Origin of the sequence: Gracilibacillus dipsosauri (assembly GCF_003176895.1) — a bacterium.
In the GTDB taxonomy this organism is placed as follows: domain Bacteria; phylum Bacillota; class Bacilli; order Bacillales; family Amphibacillaceae; genus Gracilibacillus; species Gracilibacillus dipsosauri.
The window spans coordinates 1-20,786 of sequence record NZ_QGTD01000016.1 but is presented as its reverse complement, the minus strand read 5'-3'; the positions used below and the strand labels follow the sequence as shown (position 1 = coordinate 20,786).

Below are 20,786 nucleotides of genomic sequence, written 5' to 3'. Positions count from 1 at the left end.
GGTTTAAGTGCCAAATGAGACTCATTATTTGTATTTTTGGTACTTAGGCGAGGTTTAAGTGCCAAATGAGACTCATTATTTTTATTTTCGGTACTTAGGAGAGGTTTAAGTGCCATTTTGAATTTTAGCTCTTAGAAGAAATTCTTAGATAATATCCGTCTGGATCGATAATTCTAAAATCATCCAGCCCCCATGGCCTACTTTTCAGTTCCGTTTCGATAGGATGCCCACTTGTGACTACTTTTTGATAAATATCTTTCACTTCTTCTACTTCTAAAACGATTTCTACGCCTAAACCAAATGGCTGTCCCCTACGAGCTTTCAGGGGATGACATCCCGGCAAATTTTCCATTTCACTTATTCCTAGCACCACATCCCCTTTCCTTACAGGTAGGTAATTTTTATTCCTATCTTCTGGCAAGCTAAAACCTAGCACATTATGATAAAATTCGATGGACTTTTCTATATTCCTCACGAATAATTCCAGTCTTAGTTTCATTTTGGGATTTCCTTTCTTAAAAACTACCAGATTTCCTTATTATGTTCTTCAACATCTCCCATATCCAGTACTCCACCTTTTTCTACCCTCAACGAATATTTCAAATAACCATGCGTCTCTGCCTTCAATCCTTCCATATCAAATCCACTTCCATTATATAATACAGATTCATATTCATAACCTTGTTCATCGAGAATATTTTTTACCTTTCTAGCTGCCGAAAGAAAATCTTCTTTTGTTTGTTCCGTTGAATCTAGTTGTACAAAAATTTCCATCGGTTTGTCTAGTGCTAGTTCCTTACTCCATTTGACATCATCTTCAAATTTTCCTTTTAATACTTCCAATTGGATTTCCACAAGATGAATTGTGTCCATTTTCTCCGAAAGCAGTGGGGAAATTTCCTGGTGTGCCTGTTTACTTAAACGATTCGCCATTTCTTGGTCTAAATTTTCATAATAGATGCCATCCCAGCTGACGGTTGGATTGAAAAAGCCTCTGACCTTAAATTCATATTGCTTTACATTGCCTTCTTGGTCTGTAGAACCAACCTCAATGACGGAATATTGATATTCACTGAATTTAAAATTATAAAATCCTTCTTTAATTTGAAGCTCTTGGTCGAAATAGGTTTCTTCCAAATAGTCTTCTAAAACCTCTTTAGAGATATATTTGCTTATTGGATTTCCATTAAACGCATTGTATAAAAAAAGCACAAATCCGATTATCACCACAAGAAGCACAACGAAGAATAGCTTCTTTTTATTCATAAGATGTCCTCCTTTTTTTTCAGCTTTTTAAATAAAAGTCCAATGACACTTCCAATTAATGCGAACAAATAATGTATAGCGGATACCATAACTGACGCTTGGAGTACATCGAATCCATACATTAACATGGAAAATTCAGCATCGATTTGACCGGCCAAATAAGCGGAAATCCCTTTTATTACAGACCAAATAAAAATCGGAATAAATGAAAAAAGAAAGACCATTTTCATATCGGAATAAAAGAGATAAATCAATAGACCTAGTACAGTATACCAAAGAATGAAGCCAAAACTATCGTTTATTAATGCTGTTTTAATCGCTAATAGGAAAGAAAGTCCAACGAAAATAATTTGGTATAGGGAAAGTCTTCGATTAATCTTTTTGAACATCTTATCCCGATCAGACTCCGATGTCTCAGGGATCTCTTCTTTTTCTAAAGGATTCTGAAGTACTTTTGCAAGTTTTTGAAGCTCTTCATTTTTCTCCATTTGTTCTTCTATCCATTCCTTAGTCGCATCACTCAACAACCCTTCCTGATATAGAGGAAGGAGATCTTCTACTATATGTCCAACATGTTTATCCATTTTGATCATCCAATTCTTTTTGAATTATTAACTTAGCTCGATGGAAAATAATCCGCGTATGGTTTTCACTCTTATTGACTAATGTTGCAATTTCCTTAAAAGACAATTCACCATAAACTCGTAACATAACAATTTCTTTGGGGACATCTTCTAATTGATTAATAGCCTCATTCAACGTTTTTTGTTTTTCCTTTTCCAACAGTTGTTCCTCAGGAGAAATCGGGTTACGTTCCTCTTTGGGGAGCTTTTCTAGAAGAAGATTCTGATACCTTTTGCTTCGATAAAAATTTCTTAACCGATTTTTGGCAATCGCAAAGAGCCAAGTATCTAAGGTAGACTCATAGGAAAACGTATGAAACTTTTTAATCGCTTGATAAAAAACCTCTTGGGTCAGGTCTTCAGCTATTTGTTTATTAACTGTTTTCACATAAAAGAAGGCATAAATTCTCGGATACACCTCTTTGTAAAGTTCCTCTAGTTTCATAACGCTTCCCCTTCTCTTAGATCCTAACAGTTAAGCCCGTTTTTATCTGTTCATATGATTAGTAACACGAAAAGAGTGTTTGTTACAAAAAAAGTATTTTTTTTGATTGGATATTATTACTTTGGACATTTCTATATTAGTTTCCTGAACGTAAAAAAGACAAGGCTTAATACCTTGTCCGATACTTGGATCATAATATTTAATTATTTGTGTGCTTGGATTAGATACAGTGGTCAGGGGTATAAAACACCTCGTCAATTTTATTGTTAAAAGGTTTTAAATATAATATAAGCATCCATTCCGTGAAATTACGTTCTATTTTGCTATTAAATTAATGAAGTTACCTTTCTATCTTCACCCTTTAAACCAATCAAGTTAGATCTGTAAATTTCAAATTCACAAGAAAATACTATTTCGTCCCTTACGAAACTTTCAACTTCTACCGTTGTACGACGTTTTCCCAAATCTGTTCCTTTTACTTTCGCTTTCGCAATAATCATTTCATTTTGTTTAACCTGTTTTAGAAAATGGATGTTAGCCTTCGATGTTAAAGCCAATTCATCATTTATAACTGCTATCGCTAATGAATTAGCTTGTGCAAACAGGTAATGTCCTCGAACAATCTGATTACGACTAAACACATGTTCCTTTTCTTCTATTTCTAAAATAGATACTGCAGATTTCTCCAGTTCTAAATCAATAATCTCTCCGATTACTTCTTCAATAGGTAATGATCGAATCTCTTCCTTGAGATTATGATAGGCAATATCTTTTATGCGGTCTCTTAATCCTGGAATAGATAACTCAAGTCGGTCTAATCTTATGGTTTGTATACTTACGTTAAGTTTTTTTGCTATATCCTTATCCTTTATAAACGGAGTCTCCGAAATTAGTTGTTTTAGCAATGCTTGTCGTTTCTCTTTTTTCCCCATCATGTCACACACCTTTTGCATTACTTCTGGTTGGAGAGAACTTCGATTCCTACATCTATTGTTTTCTCTCTTCCCATAAAATTTAATAATATTTTCGCTCTATTTTTACGTTTATCTATCTTCCTAATAATACCTTCCATTCCTTTTAGAGGACCAGATTTAACCAATACTTTTGAATTTTCAATATATACTTTTGAAAAGTCAATGATGTCATCTTTACTAAGTAGCTTTAATAAAGGAATAATTTCTTCCTCATCTATCTTAGTAAACGTTTCTCCCGTATTTTTCGAATAATATCCGCCCCTGTTTACAAGTCTATAAAAGTTAGGTATCTTTTTAATTTTGTGGTAGATATAAGAATTCATATTAGTTTTTACTAGAACATAACCGGGGAATAAGTATCTTTTTACATGATAGACCTTACCTGATCTCCTCTCAGGAATCTTCCTTTTAGGAATGACCGAATCCAGTATGGTGTTATCAAAATTTAATTTAAGATTTTTTTGAACCTCTTCTTCCTTTCCAGACTCTACAAAAAGCGCATACCAATCCATCATAAACTACCTCTCTTTTGTTTATATTTAAATCTCACGCTCTAGGCATTTTGAAATGCAATAAACGTGAGTAAAACATCTTTTTTGAATTGAATGATGCTTTTGTCTCTTCCCACTTGGGAGATCTTTAAATAATTATTGTGTTATTTATTAGAGAATTGAAGTTCTTAAAAACTGGAATCATGCTTAACTTTTAAATAGTGGAATCATTTATGAAGTAACTTAGAAGAGAGTTTTTTATTTACTGGAAATGCTATTCATCGATATCTTTCCCATTAATATAACTGAAAAAATCACTTGGAGTTTTTTACTTATAAGACTATTTCTACACTGATTTACGATTTCCTCCTTTTTTTGATAAATTTTACACTTTTTTATTATACAAACATCAAATTGTACTTAGATTTTTTCTTTTTTCTTACATATTCTCTTGCACCCAGCCTTGATTTTCTACATACCATTTTATTGTTTTCTTTAGACCAAATTCGAGAGCATATTGGGGTTGCCAGCCCAATTTTTTAATTTTGGTTGCATCAATTCCATACCGGCGATCATGACCTGGACGATCTTTTACAAAAGTGATTAATGATTCCGGTTTTTCTAATTCAGCCAAAATCATTTTTACGATTTGTAAATTGGTCTTTTCGTTGTTACCACCAACATTATAAACAGATCCAACTTTACCCTTTTGCATAACCAAATCGATAGCCCGACAGTGATCTTCCACATATAACCAATCACGTACGTTAAGACCATCCCCATAAATCGGCAAAGGTTTATGATTCAATGCATTCATAATAACCAATGGAATTAATTTTTCTGGAAATTGATAAGGGCCGTAATTATTGGAACAACGAATAATAGTAACAGGTAAACCATAAGTTTGATAATAAGAAATTACGAGCAAATCGCTGCCTGCTTTACTTGCAGAGTATGGGCTACTTGGGGCCAATGGAGTCTCTTCCGTAAATAACCCAGTCTCTCCCAATGAACCATATACCTCATCTGTTGAAATCTGTAGAAATCGTTCTACTGCGTATTTTTTTGCCGTATCTAGTAATATTTGAGTACCTAGGATATTCGTTTTTACAAAAATATCAGGATCGAGAATACTTCGATCAACATGAGATTCCGCAGCAAAATTTACAATCCTATCAATGCCCATTTTGAATATATCTTCTAGTAGAGCTCTATCCGTTATACTACCTTTCACGAAATGAAAATTTGGATTTTTTCTAAAAGTAATTAAATGCTTATGGTTTCCAGCATATGTCATTGCATCTAGAATAATAAATTTATCATCAGGATGCTCACTGGACATATAATTTAGAAAATTACTGCCAATAAAACCTGCTCCACCAGTAACTAATACTTTCACTATTTTTCCTCCATTAAAATTCTAGAATACTTTCATCTATATTAGCTTTAGCAAACGGTTCATGATATTCGGCTAACCGAATTAGATATTTTCCATACTCACTTTTTTCTAAAGGAATGGCTAATTTAAGTAGTTTGTCCCTAGATATGTATCCTTTTCGAAAAGAGATTTCTTCTATACATGCAACTTTTAAACTCTGACGTTTTTCAATCGTTTGTATAAACAATGATGCTTCTATTAATGATTCATGAGTTCCCGTATCTAACCATGCAAATCCTCGTCCTAATAGCTCGACCGTCAATTGATTGGACTCTAAATATACCTTATTCACATCTGTAATTTCTAACTCCCCTCTTTTGGATGGTTGGAGGGTTTTAGCGATATCAACGACTTGGTTATCATAAAAGTACAATCCAGTTACAGCATAGTTTGACTTAGGATAGGGTGGCTTCTCTTCAATAGACAGAACAGTACCATCATTATTAAATTCAACCACACCAAATCTATTAGGATCACTGACATAATATCCGAAAATCGTCGCTCCCATTTGTTTTAAAGAAATTCTTTCTAGTATTTTAGTAAAGCCATGTCCATAAAAAATATTATCTCCTAATATTAATGCTACATGATCATTGTTAATAAATTTTTCCCCAATTAAAAAGGCTTGTGCAATTCCATTAGGAGAATCCTGTACGGCATAAGAAAGATTAATTCCAAGATGTGAGCCGTTCCCGAAGAGTTGTTCGAATCTAGGTATGTCTTTAGGAGTAGATATGATAAGAATCTCACGAATTCCAGCTAACATCAGTACTGATAAAGGGTAATAGATCATAGGTTTATCATATACTGGAAGTAACTGCTTAGAAATGGATTTGGTTAATGGATAAAGTCTTGTCCCACTGCCACCAGCTAATATAATTCCTTTCATTTGATATACCAACCTTTTCTATCCCTAAATATTTTTTAGTGTAACCAATGAACATTGCATCTTAAATGTTGAAATATCGGTGGGCTCACGCAAATTATTTCCCGGGTAAGAATTTCTTACCCGGCTAAACTATTCCACCGGTTTTTCACCAACGGCTAGGCACAATTGGCGGACAATGGCATGATGCTTATCTTGCACCATCTTTCTCCAGCCAACGGAAACCTTTGCAAGATCTTTACTGGATAAAAAACCATCCTTCATTAACTTATATGGAATACCTACACCTTCTGATTGAAAGAACATTTCATCCCCTAATAAACTGCTATGAGCATTGACAATATCAAACTGTACATTGGAGAACCCACCATCTTTTAAAAGGATCGGCAATTCCCTTCCAATTTTAGGATTGCCTCCTTCTGCAAATCTTGCCTGACAGTAGGCATCATATAACTCCCTTAAACCCGGAACAGGAGGGTAGGTCATAATATGCATTTCAAAATCATTATCCACTACCATTAACTTTCCGCCTGGCTTCAATATACGGTATATCTCCTGAACCGCTTTTATCGGTTCGGGTAAATGTTCCAACACCAAGCGAGTAATGGCAACATCATAGCTGTTATCCTCCATTCCTGTTTGCATAATATTACCTTCATGAACTTGCCATCTTTTTTGGTTTTTTTCCCTTAAATAATCTTTGGCATAATTGGCTAACAAGGGGTCAATCTCTAGTCCAGTTACATTTGCTTGTGGGATATGGTTTAATAGCTTCTCTATCAAAAAGCCTGGACCAGAACCTAACTCAATAATCGTTGTCGCGTTTGCCAATCCATGCTCTTGATAGTGCCTCCATTCATTATCCCAAAATAAATTAACCTGCGCCTTTAACCGTTTTATTTCACCTTGAACATCATTAGCTATAGAAGCAATCTGATAAGAACCCGACGAATTCATCATTTTTCTAGCAGGAAAATGGGATATTCCTGCCTTCCCCCCCTTCAAGAGATGCTAATAGATGCAAAAAAAGATATATTTAATCTTACTATCATCCAGAAAGATTAGTTGCTTGAAAGTTTTGAATGTTGACTATCATTGGGAGTGGGATGTTGATGTTTGACTTGGGGATAATTCTTGATCCATCTCATTTTGTAGTCGCTTTAAGCTGAAGGCAACAAATGCCACAGAAACAACTGCTGAGCAAAAATCTGAAATCGGTCCAGAAATGAATACTCCTTGGATACCTAAAAATTGTGGTAGAATTAGTAACGCAGGGATTAGGATCACCACTTGTCGGACTAAGCTGAGAAAAATGGATTGTTTGGCCTTACCTAATGCTTGAAAATACCCCGCCCCGATAATTTGTAAACCGATGAGTGGAGTAAAGAGCAGGAAAATCACCATCGCACGACCACCGAATTCAACTAATTCTTCATTCTGGTTAAATATAGAAACTAGGCTTTCTGGCATAAAATAAATAAAAAGAGAAGCAAACACGGCAAAAACGGTGGATAATGCAAATGCCGAAACTAGCATACTTTTAACTCTTTTATAGTTCTTAGCCCCGAAATTATAGCCAATAATTGGCTGAATTCCCATGCTAATACCCCAAATCGGGAGCATAATAAAGGTTTGTACTGCATTAACGACATTCATTCCTGCAATTGCCGTACTTCCACCATACTTTAGCAGGACATTATTCAACACAATCATCTGCACGCTGGTCGCCATCTGTGTAATAAAGGATCCTACTCCCAAAGCAAAGATTCGCCCGACCAAAGTTCCGCTAAGCCGAAGGTTTTTTACACGAATTTTTAATACACTTTTACCTGTAAAAAAGTGAGACATTACCCAAATGAAGGATATCAATTGAGAAATTGCTGTTGCCAGAGCTGCACCTTCCATTCCCCAATCAAAGCCAAAAATAAAGATAGGAGCTAAAATGACATTAAGTATAGAACCAATCAACAAAGTGAGCATCGATTTTTTGGGATTACCATCAGCCCTGAGAAAATTATTCATGCCCGATCCCACGATCATAAAAATACTGGCTATGAGGATTATGCGCGTATAATCTGCTGCAGGTGTCAATATTTCTTCATTTGCACCAAACGCTGTTAGAACGGGCTCCAAAAAAATCCAGCAGAGAACCGTGAATACTACGGAAACCGAAATTAAAAGGGTTAATGCATTCCCCATTACTCGCTCGGCTTCTTCATTATTTTCCTCTCCTAGGCGAATAGAAGTCAGTGCGGTTGCACCTGTACCTATAAGATTGGAGAAGGCCATAATCGTCATCATCACTGGAAAGGCTACAGCAATGCCGGCCATCCCAATGTCACCCACCCCATTACCAATAAAAATCCTATCAACGATATTATAGGAGGCACCAACAAATAAACCGATAATCACAGGTAATGAATAAGTAAAGAGTAACTTAACTGTATTTTCCTCAAGCATAGCTTTTGTTTTGTCCATATTTCTCCCCCGTTTTTTAAAAATTTTTTATTTCAATAAAATGATATTTCTTCATAATCAATATCGTAAATTAGGCGTCCTACCTCCTTCATCCGGGCCTCATCCAACTGTTGCATAAACTCCATATATTTTTCCTCCCACTCCTCACTTGCTTCTGTACCATCAGCAACAATGTCTAGAAACTCACGATCATCCCCTCGTAATTCTTCATAAAAGACAATTTTAGCAAAAATAGCCAATTCAATATCTCCGAATGTAGCAAAAAGCGCATCATATTCGTCACCAAATAAGCTCCCCGAATTTAGTAAGTCTAAATAATCATGGAGAGAAACGAAATGATCCCGAATGATTCGAACTTTTTCTTCCAGATTGTCGCTTTCCATGATCTGATCTACCAATTCTCGCATTTTCATATCACTCATACGATCATTCTCATTTAACATTAGTACCATTGGTTTTTCGCGTTCTTCCTCTTCTCGAATAATCAGCATTTCAAAATTACCAATCTCGGTTGCGTTGTTTACCCTTTGAATTAATTCATCGCGATACAAATCGATATAATGGTTAAGTGCTTGATCCGTTTGAAGCTCCTCCTGTAATCTGCTAAATGCTTCATGAATTAACCTGATCCTTTGATCCGCATCACATGTTGTAAACATTCGGTTCAACTGTTCATATTGAAAATCAGAAATTCTAACCTCATTAGCCTTTCCTCCGGCAAGCAGTGAGAATACAGCATTGTTTATGATTAATTCAAAGATATTAAAAAGCTCAATCTGATAGTTAAAGCGGTGTTTTTTTCCGAAATTTTTCAACACATACATTAAATCTGAATGACTAAATAGATGACAAAATTTTGTCTCCATTAGCAATCGTTCTAGATACTGTTTCATATAAAAAACACCTTGAAGTCGCATATCATCAATGGCTAGAGGATAGTCAATACTTGCCATCGTATTTTGTGCTTCAAAAACAATATCATAATGGTTCATAAAAACAGGTAAGGATTCATCGATGGTCATATTATAAGCATCCACTGGGACATCTAGTTGCATCTCAACTACCTCTCGATACAGCTGTTTGGACTGTTCAAAATACTGACTAAGTAATTCTAGGCCTTTTTCATGTATTTTTTTTACACTGTCGGTATTTAAATGAGAAATAGCCTCTTCTGGTTCGTTAAAATGAAGGGTATAGGCATCCATGGCATACATCAGAGAAACCATAATCCCTTGTGCTTTATCCGATGTCACGGAAGTACTTTCCCCTTGGGTATGCTTCCGTATTAATTGCTGCAGGATCTGCATAATCTCTATCTGTATCTGGTAAACCTTCTGACCTGTAATAAGCCCCACCCGCTGTCCTTCATATAAAAGAGACATGGTATATTGATTTCGCGTTAACTGTGAACGATCAATCTTAATATTAGAAATGGAGCGTTTACCATCTTGCGAGTTATCTAATTCCATGTTTTATCATCACCTTCAAAGGAGGACTCATTACTTAACAAATCCCTTCTGAAATTTTCTGCGAGTTGCTCCATTCTACTTCTTAATAGCTCTACCGATCCAGCACAGGGTCCATTAAAATCCTCCATCATCTGATGAATAAGTTTCACATCCCCGATCTTATCTTCCGTTTCATTTCTAAGATGATAAAAAATCTCCTGAAGATCGTTTAGTGTCTCCACATAATGTTCCTGGTTCATATAAGGCGAGGCAGCAAATACTTCAATTAATTCCTTTAACACTTCGGTGCTTAATTCGACTCGTGCATAGTCATGAAGGACTTTATTTCTAGAGGTAATCAGTGTTTTGACATCATTTGGTGTAAGAACAAGGCCGTGTTCTTTAATTTTTTTATTTAAATCGAGTAATTCCGTCATTGTTTTCGACTGAGGAGATAGTTGGACGGAATTCAAAAAACGGGATAAATCCATAGCCTTTCTTCCTTTCTATAAACTTCTAAAAAATGTGTTGACTTTTACATTAAAATATGATATGATTATAGTGGAGCATTTTAATGTATTGTATTATGAATTTATCCCATTTGTTTACATATGTCAATAGGTTTATTCATCTCATTACATAAACGAACCCCCTGTTTGTGATTCTAACAGGGGGTTATTGCTGTCATAGACCTATTATGAGATATTTCTTTCCTCCTTAAAAATATTTAAAATCTCAACGGCTTTTTTATAGCCGCCCGCTTTCTCAAAAGAATGTTTGATTCTTCTCAAATTGTCACGATATTGGCTCTTTTGCACGGAGTCGAGCGCTTCTCTTAATATATCTGAGGTTAATGTTTCTTTATCTAGCGTTATGGATGCCCCCAGCCTAGCAAACCGATCAGCCATATAAGGTTGATCCCCACCAATAGGCAGCACTACAAAAGGAATTTCTTGATAGACTAAATCACTTGTGGTATTTAAACCGCCATGCGTAACAGCAACCTGTGTATATTTAAGTATCTCATCTTGGGGAACATAATTTCTCATAATCACATTATCTGGAATATCAAATGGAGAAAGATCCGTATTATAGGCAGTGATGACTACAACGGTGTCTTTTTCATGACGAAAGGCTTCAAAAAATATGTTGTAAACATCTAAATTCACTTTATTAAAGGCTGTTCCTAAGGAAATATAGATCACTTTTTTATCTTTCAGTTGATCAAAGGGAAAATCCATCTTTTCCTTTAATGTACTAACAGGTCCACCAATAAATCGAAAACTTTCATCATAATCGACGGGATTAGTAACAAAGTAATCAGAAGTGTAGGCAATATTCAGGTCGGCATAATGTGGGGACATCCCCATTAAATTTGGAACTTCTATACGATAAGCCTCATTCATCCTCTTTACCATGGTTTTGTATTCTTTAAAAGCTGGATGATCATACATTTTCTCCATTCCAGCCATATTTTTATTTGCTGGCAATAATTCTTCAGGCCTAGCGAAAACTGCATGAGAAGCGACAGTTGGAACTTTTAAAATTTGACCAATGATATGACCAATAGGATACATGGAATCATAAATGAGGTAATCAATGGATTCATCAGCAATTTCATCCAAAATATGATGAACCACCTTTTCTGTTGATAACACCATCCTTAAAGCTATATCAAAAAATTGCTCATTCTTCTTCAGATGAGAATTTTCTTTGGGTAGTTTGGCATGCTCTCCAAGACTTCTAAAAATTGCTCCCGTTTTAGCAATCTTCTTCTGATAATCATCTGTACAAAAGTAAATCACTTCGTCTCCTTGATCGACTAATTCCGTCACCAAGCCTAACGTTGGATTCACATGGCCATGTGAAGGTCCATTTAAAAATAATACCTTTGCCATTTATACCACTCCCCTGTTATATTAAAATATTAATGACGTAATCCCCGAGCCATCACTTGGTCTAATTGCTTTCTTAAATGCTCCATTCCTTGTCTTGTGGCATCTATTGCATCTAGCTCTCCTTCATATTCAAAGGAACAATATCCCTCATAACCATCTGATACCATTTTGGTAAATAGCGACGAATAATCCATTACCCCTTGGCCATGAGCCACTGATTTTAAATATCTCCCATCTACAGACTGGGTCTCCGTTTCCTCTGTTACGAACTGCCAATCTTTTAAATGGACATTCACCGTGTATTTTTTTAGCATTTCATAGGCTTTAAGAGGATCCTCTCCTGCCACTAACATATTGCCATAGTCAAAGGTTAATTTGAGTCCAGGGACTTGATCCAAAATATTTGTCACTTCAGCTACACTGCAAAAAGGAGTCTGGAGTGCAGGATAATTTTCAATTGTTAGCACAACACCTTTCGATTCGGCATAAGGTGTAATCTTTTGTAATGCAGAAATAATGCGTGGTAGCCCCTTTTGTTTATCTTCTTCACTGGCAATAAACTGTGGAATAGCCGGCACCAGCATTACCATTGGTGCGGAAAGCTCCACTGCCTTATCAATAATTTGCTGACAGAGTGCTATATTGTCTGAATGGGTATCCTCCTGCTGTACTGCTAAATCAACAAAGGCATTGATACATGAAATCTTCATCTGATGATTTTCCAACATTGTTTTAATTTCTCCGGTTGGCCGACTAAAATCAAACATCAATAACTCAATCGCATCAAATCCTTCATTTTCGGCAAATGCAATAACATCCTCCAACTTCATTTCTCCAGAACGCATCTTAGAAACTAGTGAATATGTCATTAAACTAAATTTCATTTTACCTTCATTCCTTCCCTTTATTTAAACTATTATTATTCATACAATTTCTTGCATAACGACACAATATCCGCTTGTGAAGCCGGATCGAACAGTAGTGTCATATGGCTAGTAGATTCTACATCTAACAGGTGAAAACGAGGGAAAACCCTCACCCACTCCTCCCAATAACTTGTATGATCAATACTAAAGTCATCTCTATCCGTTGTCATATAGGACATAAGCTCACCATAAAATAAACCGCTTTGATTTCGGACATAATAGCAAGTAACCTCGGAAGCATTCGGCAGGGTCGATAAAGTGTACTGCTCTATTTCAAATGCCTCCTGCATTCGTAAATGCCGCAGAAACAAATCCAATAATGCCTCCTCCGATAACGTTAAAGAAAGCCCTCGTTCTCTTCCAAGTCGGATTAGTTCTATCAAAAATGACTTCTCATCGTTATACTCAGGAATTTCTTTGTTATGAATCAGGTTTTTCAAAATGTGATCTGCTTCCTTCTTGTTACGATTTAACAATGCCATATTAACTGCTTGCAAGGCTTTGCTTTGAGGACTGAGCTGTATTTTTTCCCAACTAGAGAGATCAGGAGAATCTATCAATACCAGAGTGCTAACGGTCTCTCCTGCCTTCTGCAGTTGACGGATGACTTCATATGCCAATACTCCTCCCAAAGAATACCCACCTAAATCATAGGGACCTTTCGCCTGCTTGCTTTGGATTATTTTGACATAATAGGCGGCTATTGCTTCCACTCCTTTTATAGGAGTATGTTCTGTCAAATGTCCTTTCGCCTGTATCCCATAAAATGGTCGTTTGCTTTTTTCTGCAAGCATTTGAAATCCTTCTACTCCTCCACCTTCCCCGTGTATCCAAAATACCGGTCTTCCACTAAAATGCTGATTCAAATGAAGAAGTTCTGGAAATTTGGATGTGGCAGAGGCTACATGAAACGCTGGCATTATTTTTTCCATCACTTCTGGTCGATTGACAAGGGTTTTCTCTTGCATCACCCATTCTTTTTCTACTACCTTCGTTAAGTCTTCCTTTAGGTTTGTCACCATATGTTGCTTTAACAGTGTCAAGGATTCCCTCGGCTTCTCGGCCAATTCTCTCGCTAACTTAATTGCATAAGGCAAGACATCCTTTCTCGGAAGAACAGGAACCAACGCCCCTCGCTCGGCCAGTTCAGCACCCTTGAAATTTTTTCCGGTAAATAAAAACTCCTGTGCCAAAGGATGACCCAAAACACGAGGCAAAATCAACGTTGCTCCATCACCAGGTGTAAAACCATAACTCATATGATTACAGGCATATTTACTTTCCCGGCTCATAATAACAAAATCACAAAACATACCTAGGCATAACCCTCCTCCCAAGCCATGCCCTTGCATTGCTGCAATAACGGGAATATCACACTCCATCGACAAACTATAGAGATGAAGATCCGTCATTTTCGCTTTGCCCTCATACAGTGCCAACAAACCTTCTTGTGTGCCACCACAGGCAAAATACGTATCATAACCTGTAAGGATAACCACTTTGCAATTTGTATTGTTTTTCAACGATTCAAAAGCTTGCATAAGACCAGAAATCAATTCTGTAGAAAAAGTATTTTTATGTTTACGATCTTGCATGGAAACCTGGACAATCCCTGGTTCAATCTCTCGACAATCGACGACTGAATCTTGTAAAGTTAAGGCTTCTTTTTCCTTCCGTTTTCCTTGATCACCCCCTTCCTCTTGAGGTGATTGATCTAGAAAAGTCGCAAGCTCATCATAAGCTTGTTGAACAGTAATTTTATCTGATTGAAGCGCACGAAATATTTCCTTTGTATCCATAAATGCCGTTCCTCCCCTCATTTCCCAAATAGATTATGAATCCGTTCCCTTACTTCCTGTTGGTGAAAGGTTTTTTCATGCATGGTCACTTCTTGTTCGATAATGGAAGGTAATTCCTGACGTATCGGAGCAACTAGGTGATTTTTTAAAAGAACAAGGGAATACCTTGGTTTTTCAGCAATCTCACGTGCTAATTCAACCGCATGATTTAATACCTCTACTCGTGGCAGTACAGGAAATGGCACTCCCCTCTTTTCAAGATCAGCTCCCCTATAGTTAGCGGAAGTGATTAATAGCTCCTCAGACAAGCTGATACCTAGTTTTCTTGGCAAGATACAAGTGGCCCCCATACCCGGGGTAAAACCATACTTCATAAAGTTAGTTGTATAGACACTTTCCCTGCTTAAAATAACAAAATCGGCAAATAAGCCCATTATGAGACCACCCCCGATTCCATGACCTTGCATTGCAGCAATAACCGGAATATCGCAATTCAATGCCAAGCTATAAACATTTTTATCTGTAAACTTTTCTTTACCTTCATGAATGGCCAATAAACTTTCTCGTGTCCCTCCTGATGCAAAATAGGTATCATAACCAGTTAAAATCACCACTTTATAGGTTTGATTGGCTTGTATTGCATCAAAGGCATCAATCAATTCGTCAATTAATGCCTTTGAAAATGTATTTTTGTATACATCATCCTGCATCCTCAGCAATACAATTTCCGGTTCAATCTCTTCAATGTGCACAACAGACTTCATCTATTCCCTCCTCTCATCCCTATATCACTCCCAAGGAAATTTTCCTGTTTCAATATAACGGTAAATCCCTGCCAAATTTTGTTCGTCTGAAAACATTTCTTGATTCGCTTCCACAGCCAGTGATTTTTGTTCCTGCAACGGGCTATAAAGCTTATGTACATACTGTTTATACCGTGTAATGGCTGTTTTGGTTAACGGTTTGAGGCGAAGCAGATGTTTACGTAAAAGTGACTTGCTATTATCCTCAAAGGCATCAACTAATCCCCATGCATCTGCCTGCTGAACCGTAAAGGTCTTTGTCATGATCGTCAAATAGTTGGCTTTTGCAACACCTATTCGACGAATTAGAAAGGGAAGTACTGCTGCAGGGAAAACCCCAAATAACAACTCTGATAAACTAAATTGAGCATTACTTTCTGCCAATACAATATCACTTGCAGCCACAAATCCTATTCCTCCTGCGTTAACCCGACCTCTGACATGGGAAATGGTAATAAAGGGTCCAGTGGCTAACCTTAACCACAAATCATATAACCGTTCTGGGTTTCGCTCACGTATTTGCCCACTTGCCATCGTGTCATGCAGTTCCTGAAAGTCTGCACCAAAACAAAAGACATCTGGTAATCCTTCTATTACCACAACGTTGATCGATTTCTCATAACAATCAAGTACATGATGACATTCCTCAATCATCTGGTCATTAATGGTATTATTTGCTTTTGGACGATAAAGCTGCAAATAACAAATAGCTTGTTCTATCTGGACATTCACTGTTTGATAGTCCATTATAACCACCGATATTTTCTATGGAATTCATGAATTTCTTCTAATACCAAAAGACCTTTATCCTCACTCAGCGATTTCGTCCCCGGAATAAGGTCAAGATCCAGCTTTACATTTCGTGTCCCAAATTTAACCTCATTGCTTCTCACTAACAGCTCTTCATACTCTTCCATCGTTAAATGGTAACGATTATTCAATTGTTCTTCGACCCTAAACTGTTTAAGTTTTTCTTGACCTTGGGGTGATACAATACCACTATAAAATTCTGAACAACAGCCAGATCCATAGGAAAAACAACCAATCCGTTTTGGTGAATCAAATCGGCCCTGGTCAATGGTGCTTAATAGGGACAAGAGAACACTTCCCCCCATAATATTCCCCACCCTTTGCCCATATTTCAAACCTGGTAAGACACGTTCTTCAAAATCCATTTCAATTTCTTGGGATTTCGCTTTAACCATTTTTCGCATCATTGTTCGATGGGCACCTTTGACCATTCCACCAAAAGGGGTATGATAGCAGAGATATTGAAAGGTATGTTGATAATCTACCTCAGCAACTCTCCGTTGATATTCCAAAAAAGTCTGTTCACAACAATCCAGATAAGACAACAAAGACAAATCTGCATTCCCTGCTTCACTGTCTGGTATGGGCCGGCATGTATCCATTACCTCATATCCATAATAGCCATTGGCACCTACATCTACCTGAAACAAATAAGGTGTCTCACTAATCAACATCGCAACAGCTCCCGCTCCACCACTTGGTTCCGCATAGGACCAATCTTGAGACAATTCCTCACCACCTTCAGCTACTAAAAATCGTGAGATATCACTGGCAATCACAAGGGCTTTTGCCCCAGGAGAGGTTTGGGCGAGAATAAATTGAACGGCCATTTGCAAACCAGCCGTGCCTGAATAACATGCCTGCTTCAACTCAAACATACGACAATTACGATTTAGACCTAAGTAATGATGAATATAAGTACTCATTGATTTACCAAAATCAATGCCAGATTCTGAACAGGTGATCAATAGCTCAATCCGATCCTTCTCCTCTGGGGATAGCCCATCGACAATAGGTTTAGCTGCATTTACTCCACATGTGATGGGATCTTCGAATGGCAGAGCCACAGCCTTCTCCTTCATTAGTAAATTCTCAAAGCGTGTCAAATCTAATCCCCTATGTTTTGCTAATTCCATCACATCCAAATAAGTTGTTCCTCCAAAAGCGTTCATTGCTTCAATTCCAACTATATTCATGTTCTATCCCCTCCAGTATCATCTTTCATTTTTGAGACAAACGGCGGTATTCACTCCTCCAAAACCAAAACTTAGATTAAGTGAATGGTTAATGGACACCTCGTTTTTTCCTTGGCGCACCCAATTAAAGAATTCATTTATCGGGTTTTGCAAATTGCGACTTGGATGCAATTGTCTTGCTTCCATTTGTAACAGTGTGGCAATTAATTCCACTACCCCAGCTGCACTTAAGCCATGTCCAGTAATCGATTTGGTAGTGTTGATATAGGCATGTGGCAGTCCACAGTCGATTAACGCTTGAAGTTCCGTTTCATCTCCTATTAGAGATCCGGAACCATGTGGATTAATATAATCAATCGAATCAGGGAGGAGATCCGCCTGCTCCAATGCTTGTTGAATAACAAGCATTTCTCCTTCCCGTGAAGGATTAGGATTTCGGTTACCATCCATTCCCCTAGCCCAGCTCAGAATTTGAGCATAAGATGGAATGCTTCGTTTTAATGCTGTCTCTCTTCGTTCAATCACTACCGCTCCACAGTTTTCCCCATAAATAAATCCATCTCGGTTTTGATCAAAGGGGCGGGCAGCCTTTTCAGGCTGGTGGACATAGAGATCCGTTCCCATTGCCCCTAGTGACCGAAAGGCATGGCACTCGATATACGAGATATCCATTAATGCACCTAGCGCAATACAAGCATCCACCTTTCCGGATAATACTGCTTCACATGCCTGGATTACAGCCATCTGTCCACTAGCGGAAGAGCCACCAATAGTATAGGCTAGACCTTTAATATCAAATTGTTCTGTACACCAACCACAGATATCACTATCCATGAAGGACATCCCATAGGTGGGTGAAATAAAATGCGGTTTATCATGATAATGATCATAAATGTGCAGCATTTCCCTTTGTTGTACATTGGACCCACCTATAATAAGCCCAATTCTTTCAGCAGGTATGTGAGCTAACTTCGCCTCCTGCCATGCTTCCATCAATGTCAGTAAGGCCACCTGACTTGTTAAAGATGCCCTCCTCCACTGCCTTTTGGTATTCTCATCTGGGAAATTCAATTGATCTATTTCAGCTCCGATAAAATCTATCTCTTTTTTTCTACCAGGACGTTTCATTTGATTGAAGACATGCTTTCCCTCTAGTAAAGCGGAAGAAAAGTCCAATTTCCCTTGACCGATAGCAGATAAGATACCAATGCCAGTAATCACTAAATCATTTTTCATTTTTTAATATCTCCCCTTTGCAATAACTGATCAGCTTGCTCTATATCGATTTCACCAGCCTGTACACTTTTAACAAGCTGTTGCAAATGGAGTGGTGATGAATTATCTAATTCATTTTCCATCGATAATTGACTCAGTATAAAATCTGCAAACTCCCGAAGATAAGGGTATTCATAGATACTATTAGCCGTAAGAGTAAGTCCATATCGTTCATTAATTGCCTGAATCCATTCCACACCAATAATGGAATCTAACCCTAATTCAACAAGCTCACTATCCAATTTAATCTCCTTCTTATCCATAGAAAGAGATTCTGCCAAGCTTTCAACCAAGTATGATATTACCTCTTCCGTGTTATTTAAAGTCGGTGAATCGTTGGGCTTATCTATCGGTTCTATTGGTAGAGTAGAATCTATTTTAGACTCGTTCTCTCCATCTATCGCATCCTCCGCAAATCCTGATGAGGATTGCGCCAAGGCTGTGGCAAATTTACGAATATTAGGAAATTCGTAAATGCTATTAGCAGTAAACGATGTTTGGTATTGGTTATTTACTGCTTGGATCCATTCCACGCCAACGATGGAATCCATCCCCATTTCAATAAATGGCATATCACGATCGACATTCTCTTGATCCAAATCTAAAACTTCCTTTAACAGCATGGCTATCGATTTTTCAATCTCCTCGATGTCACTAGTTTCCGAATGCTCATTCCCCCTTGATTTATCTTTTACTCCAGTTAATTGGATCGATTCTGGTTTCGCTATAGGGACAGATGACCATGTATCTATCTCAGGTGTTGACAAGTGTTGTAAGGCATATTGTTTGGAAGCCTCTCCATGATCCTTCTTCGGTTCATTTCTTAAGGATTTTGTCGTCGGATCCTCATTTGGCGAAGGCGAATCGATCGTTTCCCGAATAGAGTAACGCATATCTGGTTCCTTACTTTCTACCCAGTAATTATTTCTCGCAAAGGGATAAGTTGGCATATGCAAACTTTTAGCATTCGTACCAAAAAATAAAGCCTCCGAATCTATTTCATATCCCTGACAATACATCGTAGCTAACGCCATTAAGTTCTCTTGATATTGTTGGGGGTCCTTCCGTGCATCTTTGTTCTGTTCTAATAAACTAGTAATATATTTCATTAACGCTGTTTGACTCGTAAACATCGAAGGTACCACACCATGAAATAGATTAGGTGTATTTTCTTTATTGATGGCTCGCTTTAAAGCATATAGTGCGTCTTCCTTTTGATGAACGATCATTGCCCATCGATGACGAAAATGCTGGCGACCATGTAAAAGGGTATAACTGACTTGTAAAAGATCCGCCTTCTGCCCCTCCGTGCCTTCCAAATAGGCGATTAAATCGGTTACCTTTTCAGCCAACGCCTCTTCGGTCTTTGCCGACAGTGCCAACAAATAATATGGGAGCGATGTTCCCTTCTCGTCCCGTTCCTCTTTTGAATAGCTCTCTACTACCAAATGCACATTGGTTCCACTCATTCCAAAGGCGCTTACTGCTCCTCGACGAGGTTTTCCCGGGCTGTCTTTCCATTCTTGATTGGTCTTATTGACATAAAAAGGGCTATTTTCCCATTGGATATATTTATTTTCCTGTTCACAGTGCAAGCTAGCTGGAATGGTTTCATGTCTTAAAGCCTGCACCATACTAATGAGACTCACCAGTCCGGAGGCCGCAAAGGTATGTCCAAAGTTGGTTTTGGTAGACGTAATCGCACAAAACCCTTCTTTTTTTGTATAGCTTTGGAAGGCATCCCGTAGGCCATTGACTTCCACTGGGTCTCCCAACCTTGTCCCCGTGCCGTGGGTGACAATATAGGATAAGGTTTCCGGATCAATACCATACCGATCATACACCGAACGGTAAAGCTGGGATTGGACCACCCCGTTCGGGGCGGTAATACCGTTGGTTTTGCCATCATAGTTCATACCACTCCCCCGGATTACCGCATAGATCGGATCTTGGTCCGCTTGCGCTTGTGAAAGGCGCTTAAGCACCACCGCTGCCACCGCTTCTCCTGGTACCATCCCATTTGCACGTTC

The 20,786-nt window shown here is 37.8% G+C and carries 20 protein-coding genes and 1 pseudogene; all 21 read right to left on the bottom strand.

The genetic code is table 11. The features are described from left to right. Positions 1-124 precede the first annotated feature (124 nt). The gene (locus DLJ74_RS16070) at positions 125-499 is read right to left on the bottom strand and encodes a VOC family protein (RefSeq protein WP_109985210.1); all 375 of its coding nucleotides are present in this window, start codon (positions 497-499) and stop codon (positions 125-127) included. Between the two features lie 23 nt (positions 500-522). After that, complete coding sequence (locus DLJ74_RS16065) at positions 523-1,266, bottom strand: YfjL-like protein (RefSeq protein ID WP_109985209.1); 744 nt, start codon at positions 1,264-1,266, stop codon at positions 523-525. Further along, entirely contained in the window at positions 1,263-1,850 is a 588-nt protein-coding gene (locus tag DLJ74_RS16060; RefSeq protein ID WP_109985208.1) for a hypothetical protein, read from the bottom strand. Before DLJ74_RS16060 ends, DLJ74_RS16065 begins: the two co-directional genes overlap by 4 nt. Continuing rightward, positions 1,843-2,334, bottom strand: a complete 492-nt coding sequence (locus tag DLJ74_RS16055) for an RNA polymerase sigma factor (RefSeq protein ID WP_109985207.1) — start codon at positions 2,332-2,334, stop codon at positions 1,843-1,845. Before DLJ74_RS16055 ends, DLJ74_RS16060 begins: the two co-directional genes overlap by 8 nt. 326 nt (positions 2,335-2,660) lie before the next feature. Further along, on the bottom strand, positions 2,661-3,269 hold the full coding sequence (gene fapR / locus DLJ74_RS16050) for a transcription factor FapR (RefSeq protein WP_109985206.1): 609 nt from the start codon (positions 3,267-3,269) through the stop codon (positions 2,661-2,663). Positions 3,270-3,286: 17 nt separating this feature from the next. Then, on the bottom strand, positions 3,287-3,820 hold the full coding sequence (gene loaP, locus DLJ74_RS16045; protein WP_109985212.1) for an antiterminator LoaP: 534 nt from the start codon (positions 3,818-3,820) through the stop codon (positions 3,287-3,289). A 418-nt stretch (positions 3,821-4,238) separates the two neighbouring features. After that, the gene (gene rfbB / locus DLJ74_RS16040) at positions 4,239-5,198 is read right to left on the bottom strand and encodes a dTDP-glucose 4,6-dehydratase (protein WP_109985205.1); all 960 of its coding nucleotides are present in this window, start codon (positions 5,196-5,198) and stop codon (positions 4,239-4,241) included. Positions 5,199-5,211: 13 nt separating this feature from the next. Then, complete coding sequence (rfbA, locus tag DLJ74_RS16035) at positions 5,212-6,126, bottom strand: glucose-1-phosphate thymidylyltransferase RfbA (protein ID WP_109985204.1); 915 nt, start codon at positions 6,124-6,126, stop codon at positions 5,212-5,214. A 129-nt stretch (positions 6,127-6,255) separates the two neighbouring features. After that, positions 6,256-7,080, bottom strand: coding sequence for a class I SAM-dependent methyltransferase (locus tag DLJ74_RS16030; RefSeq protein ID WP_109985211.1), 825 nt, complete (start codon positions 7,078-7,080; stop codon positions 6,256-6,258). Between the two features lie 135 nt (positions 7,081-7,215). After that, positions 7,216-8,601: an MATE family efflux transporter gene (locus DLJ74_RS16025; protein ID WP_109985203.1), complete on the bottom strand. Its 1,386-nt coding sequence runs from the start codon at positions 8,599-8,601 to the stop codon at positions 7,216-7,218. A 32-nt stretch (positions 8,602-8,633) separates the two neighbouring features. Continuing rightward, entirely contained in the window at positions 8,634-10,070 is a 1,437-nt protein-coding gene (locus DLJ74_RS16020) for a DUF6179 domain-containing protein (RefSeq protein WP_109985202.1), read from the bottom strand. Beyond that, the gene (locus DLJ74_RS16015; RefSeq protein ID WP_054860959.1) at positions 10,061-10,540 is read right to left on the bottom strand and encodes a DUF6323 family protein; all 480 of its coding nucleotides are present in this window, start codon (positions 10,538-10,540) and stop codon (positions 10,061-10,063) included. The genes DLJ74_RS16020 and DLJ74_RS16015 overlap by 10 nt, the downstream gene beginning before the upstream one ends. Before the next feature lie 204 nt (positions 10,541-10,744). Further along, on the bottom strand, positions 10,745-11,947 hold the full coding sequence (locus DLJ74_RS16010; protein WP_109985201.1) for a macrolide family glycosyltransferase: 1,203 nt from the start codon (positions 11,945-11,947) through the stop codon (positions 10,745-10,747). Positions 11,948-11,976: 29 nt separating this feature from the next. After that, complete coding sequence (locus DLJ74_RS16005; RefSeq protein ID WP_109985200.1) at positions 11,977-12,831, bottom strand: sugar phosphate isomerase/epimerase family protein; 855 nt, start codon at positions 12,829-12,831, stop codon at positions 11,977-11,979. Positions 12,832-12,866: 35 nt separating this feature from the next. Continuing rightward, the gene (locus DLJ74_RS20980; RefSeq protein ID WP_425454590.1) at positions 12,867-13,793 is read right to left on the bottom strand and encodes a thioesterase domain-containing protein; all 927 of its coding nucleotides are present in this window, start codon (positions 13,791-13,793) and stop codon (positions 12,867-12,869) included. Further along, positions 13,794-14,516: pseudogene (locus DLJ74_RS20975) on the bottom strand (polyketide synthase); the annotation flags it as partial. A gap of 173 nt (positions 14,517-14,689) precedes the next feature. Further along, entirely contained in the window at positions 14,690-15,436 is a 747-nt protein-coding gene (locus DLJ74_RS15995; protein WP_109985199.1) for a polyketide synthase, read from the bottom strand. 24 nt (positions 15,437-15,460) lie between these two features. After that, positions 15,461-16,222, bottom strand: coding sequence for an enoyl-CoA hydratase/isomerase (locus DLJ74_RS15990; RefSeq protein WP_054789200.1), 762 nt, complete (start codon positions 16,220-16,222; stop codon positions 15,461-15,463). Next, the gene (locus DLJ74_RS15985; protein WP_109985198.1) at positions 16,222-17,481 is read right to left on the bottom strand and encodes a hydroxymethylglutaryl-CoA synthase family protein; all 1,260 of its coding nucleotides are present in this window, start codon (positions 17,479-17,481) and stop codon (positions 16,222-16,224) included. The genes DLJ74_RS15990 and DLJ74_RS15985 overlap by 1 nt, the downstream gene beginning before the upstream one ends. Before the next feature lie 18 nt (positions 17,482-17,499). Beyond that, a complete protein-coding gene (locus tag DLJ74_RS15980; RefSeq protein WP_109985197.1) occupies positions 17,500-18,717 on the bottom strand; it encodes a beta-ketoacyl synthase N-terminal-like domain-containing protein in 1,218 nt (405 codons plus the stop codon). Next, positions 18,714-20,786, bottom strand: a 2,073-nt coding sequence (locus tag DLJ74_RS15975) for a phosphopantetheine-binding protein (protein ID WP_245902364.1), incomplete at its 5' end; no start/stop codon positions are given. The genes DLJ74_RS15975 and DLJ74_RS15980, both read right to left, overlap by 4 nt.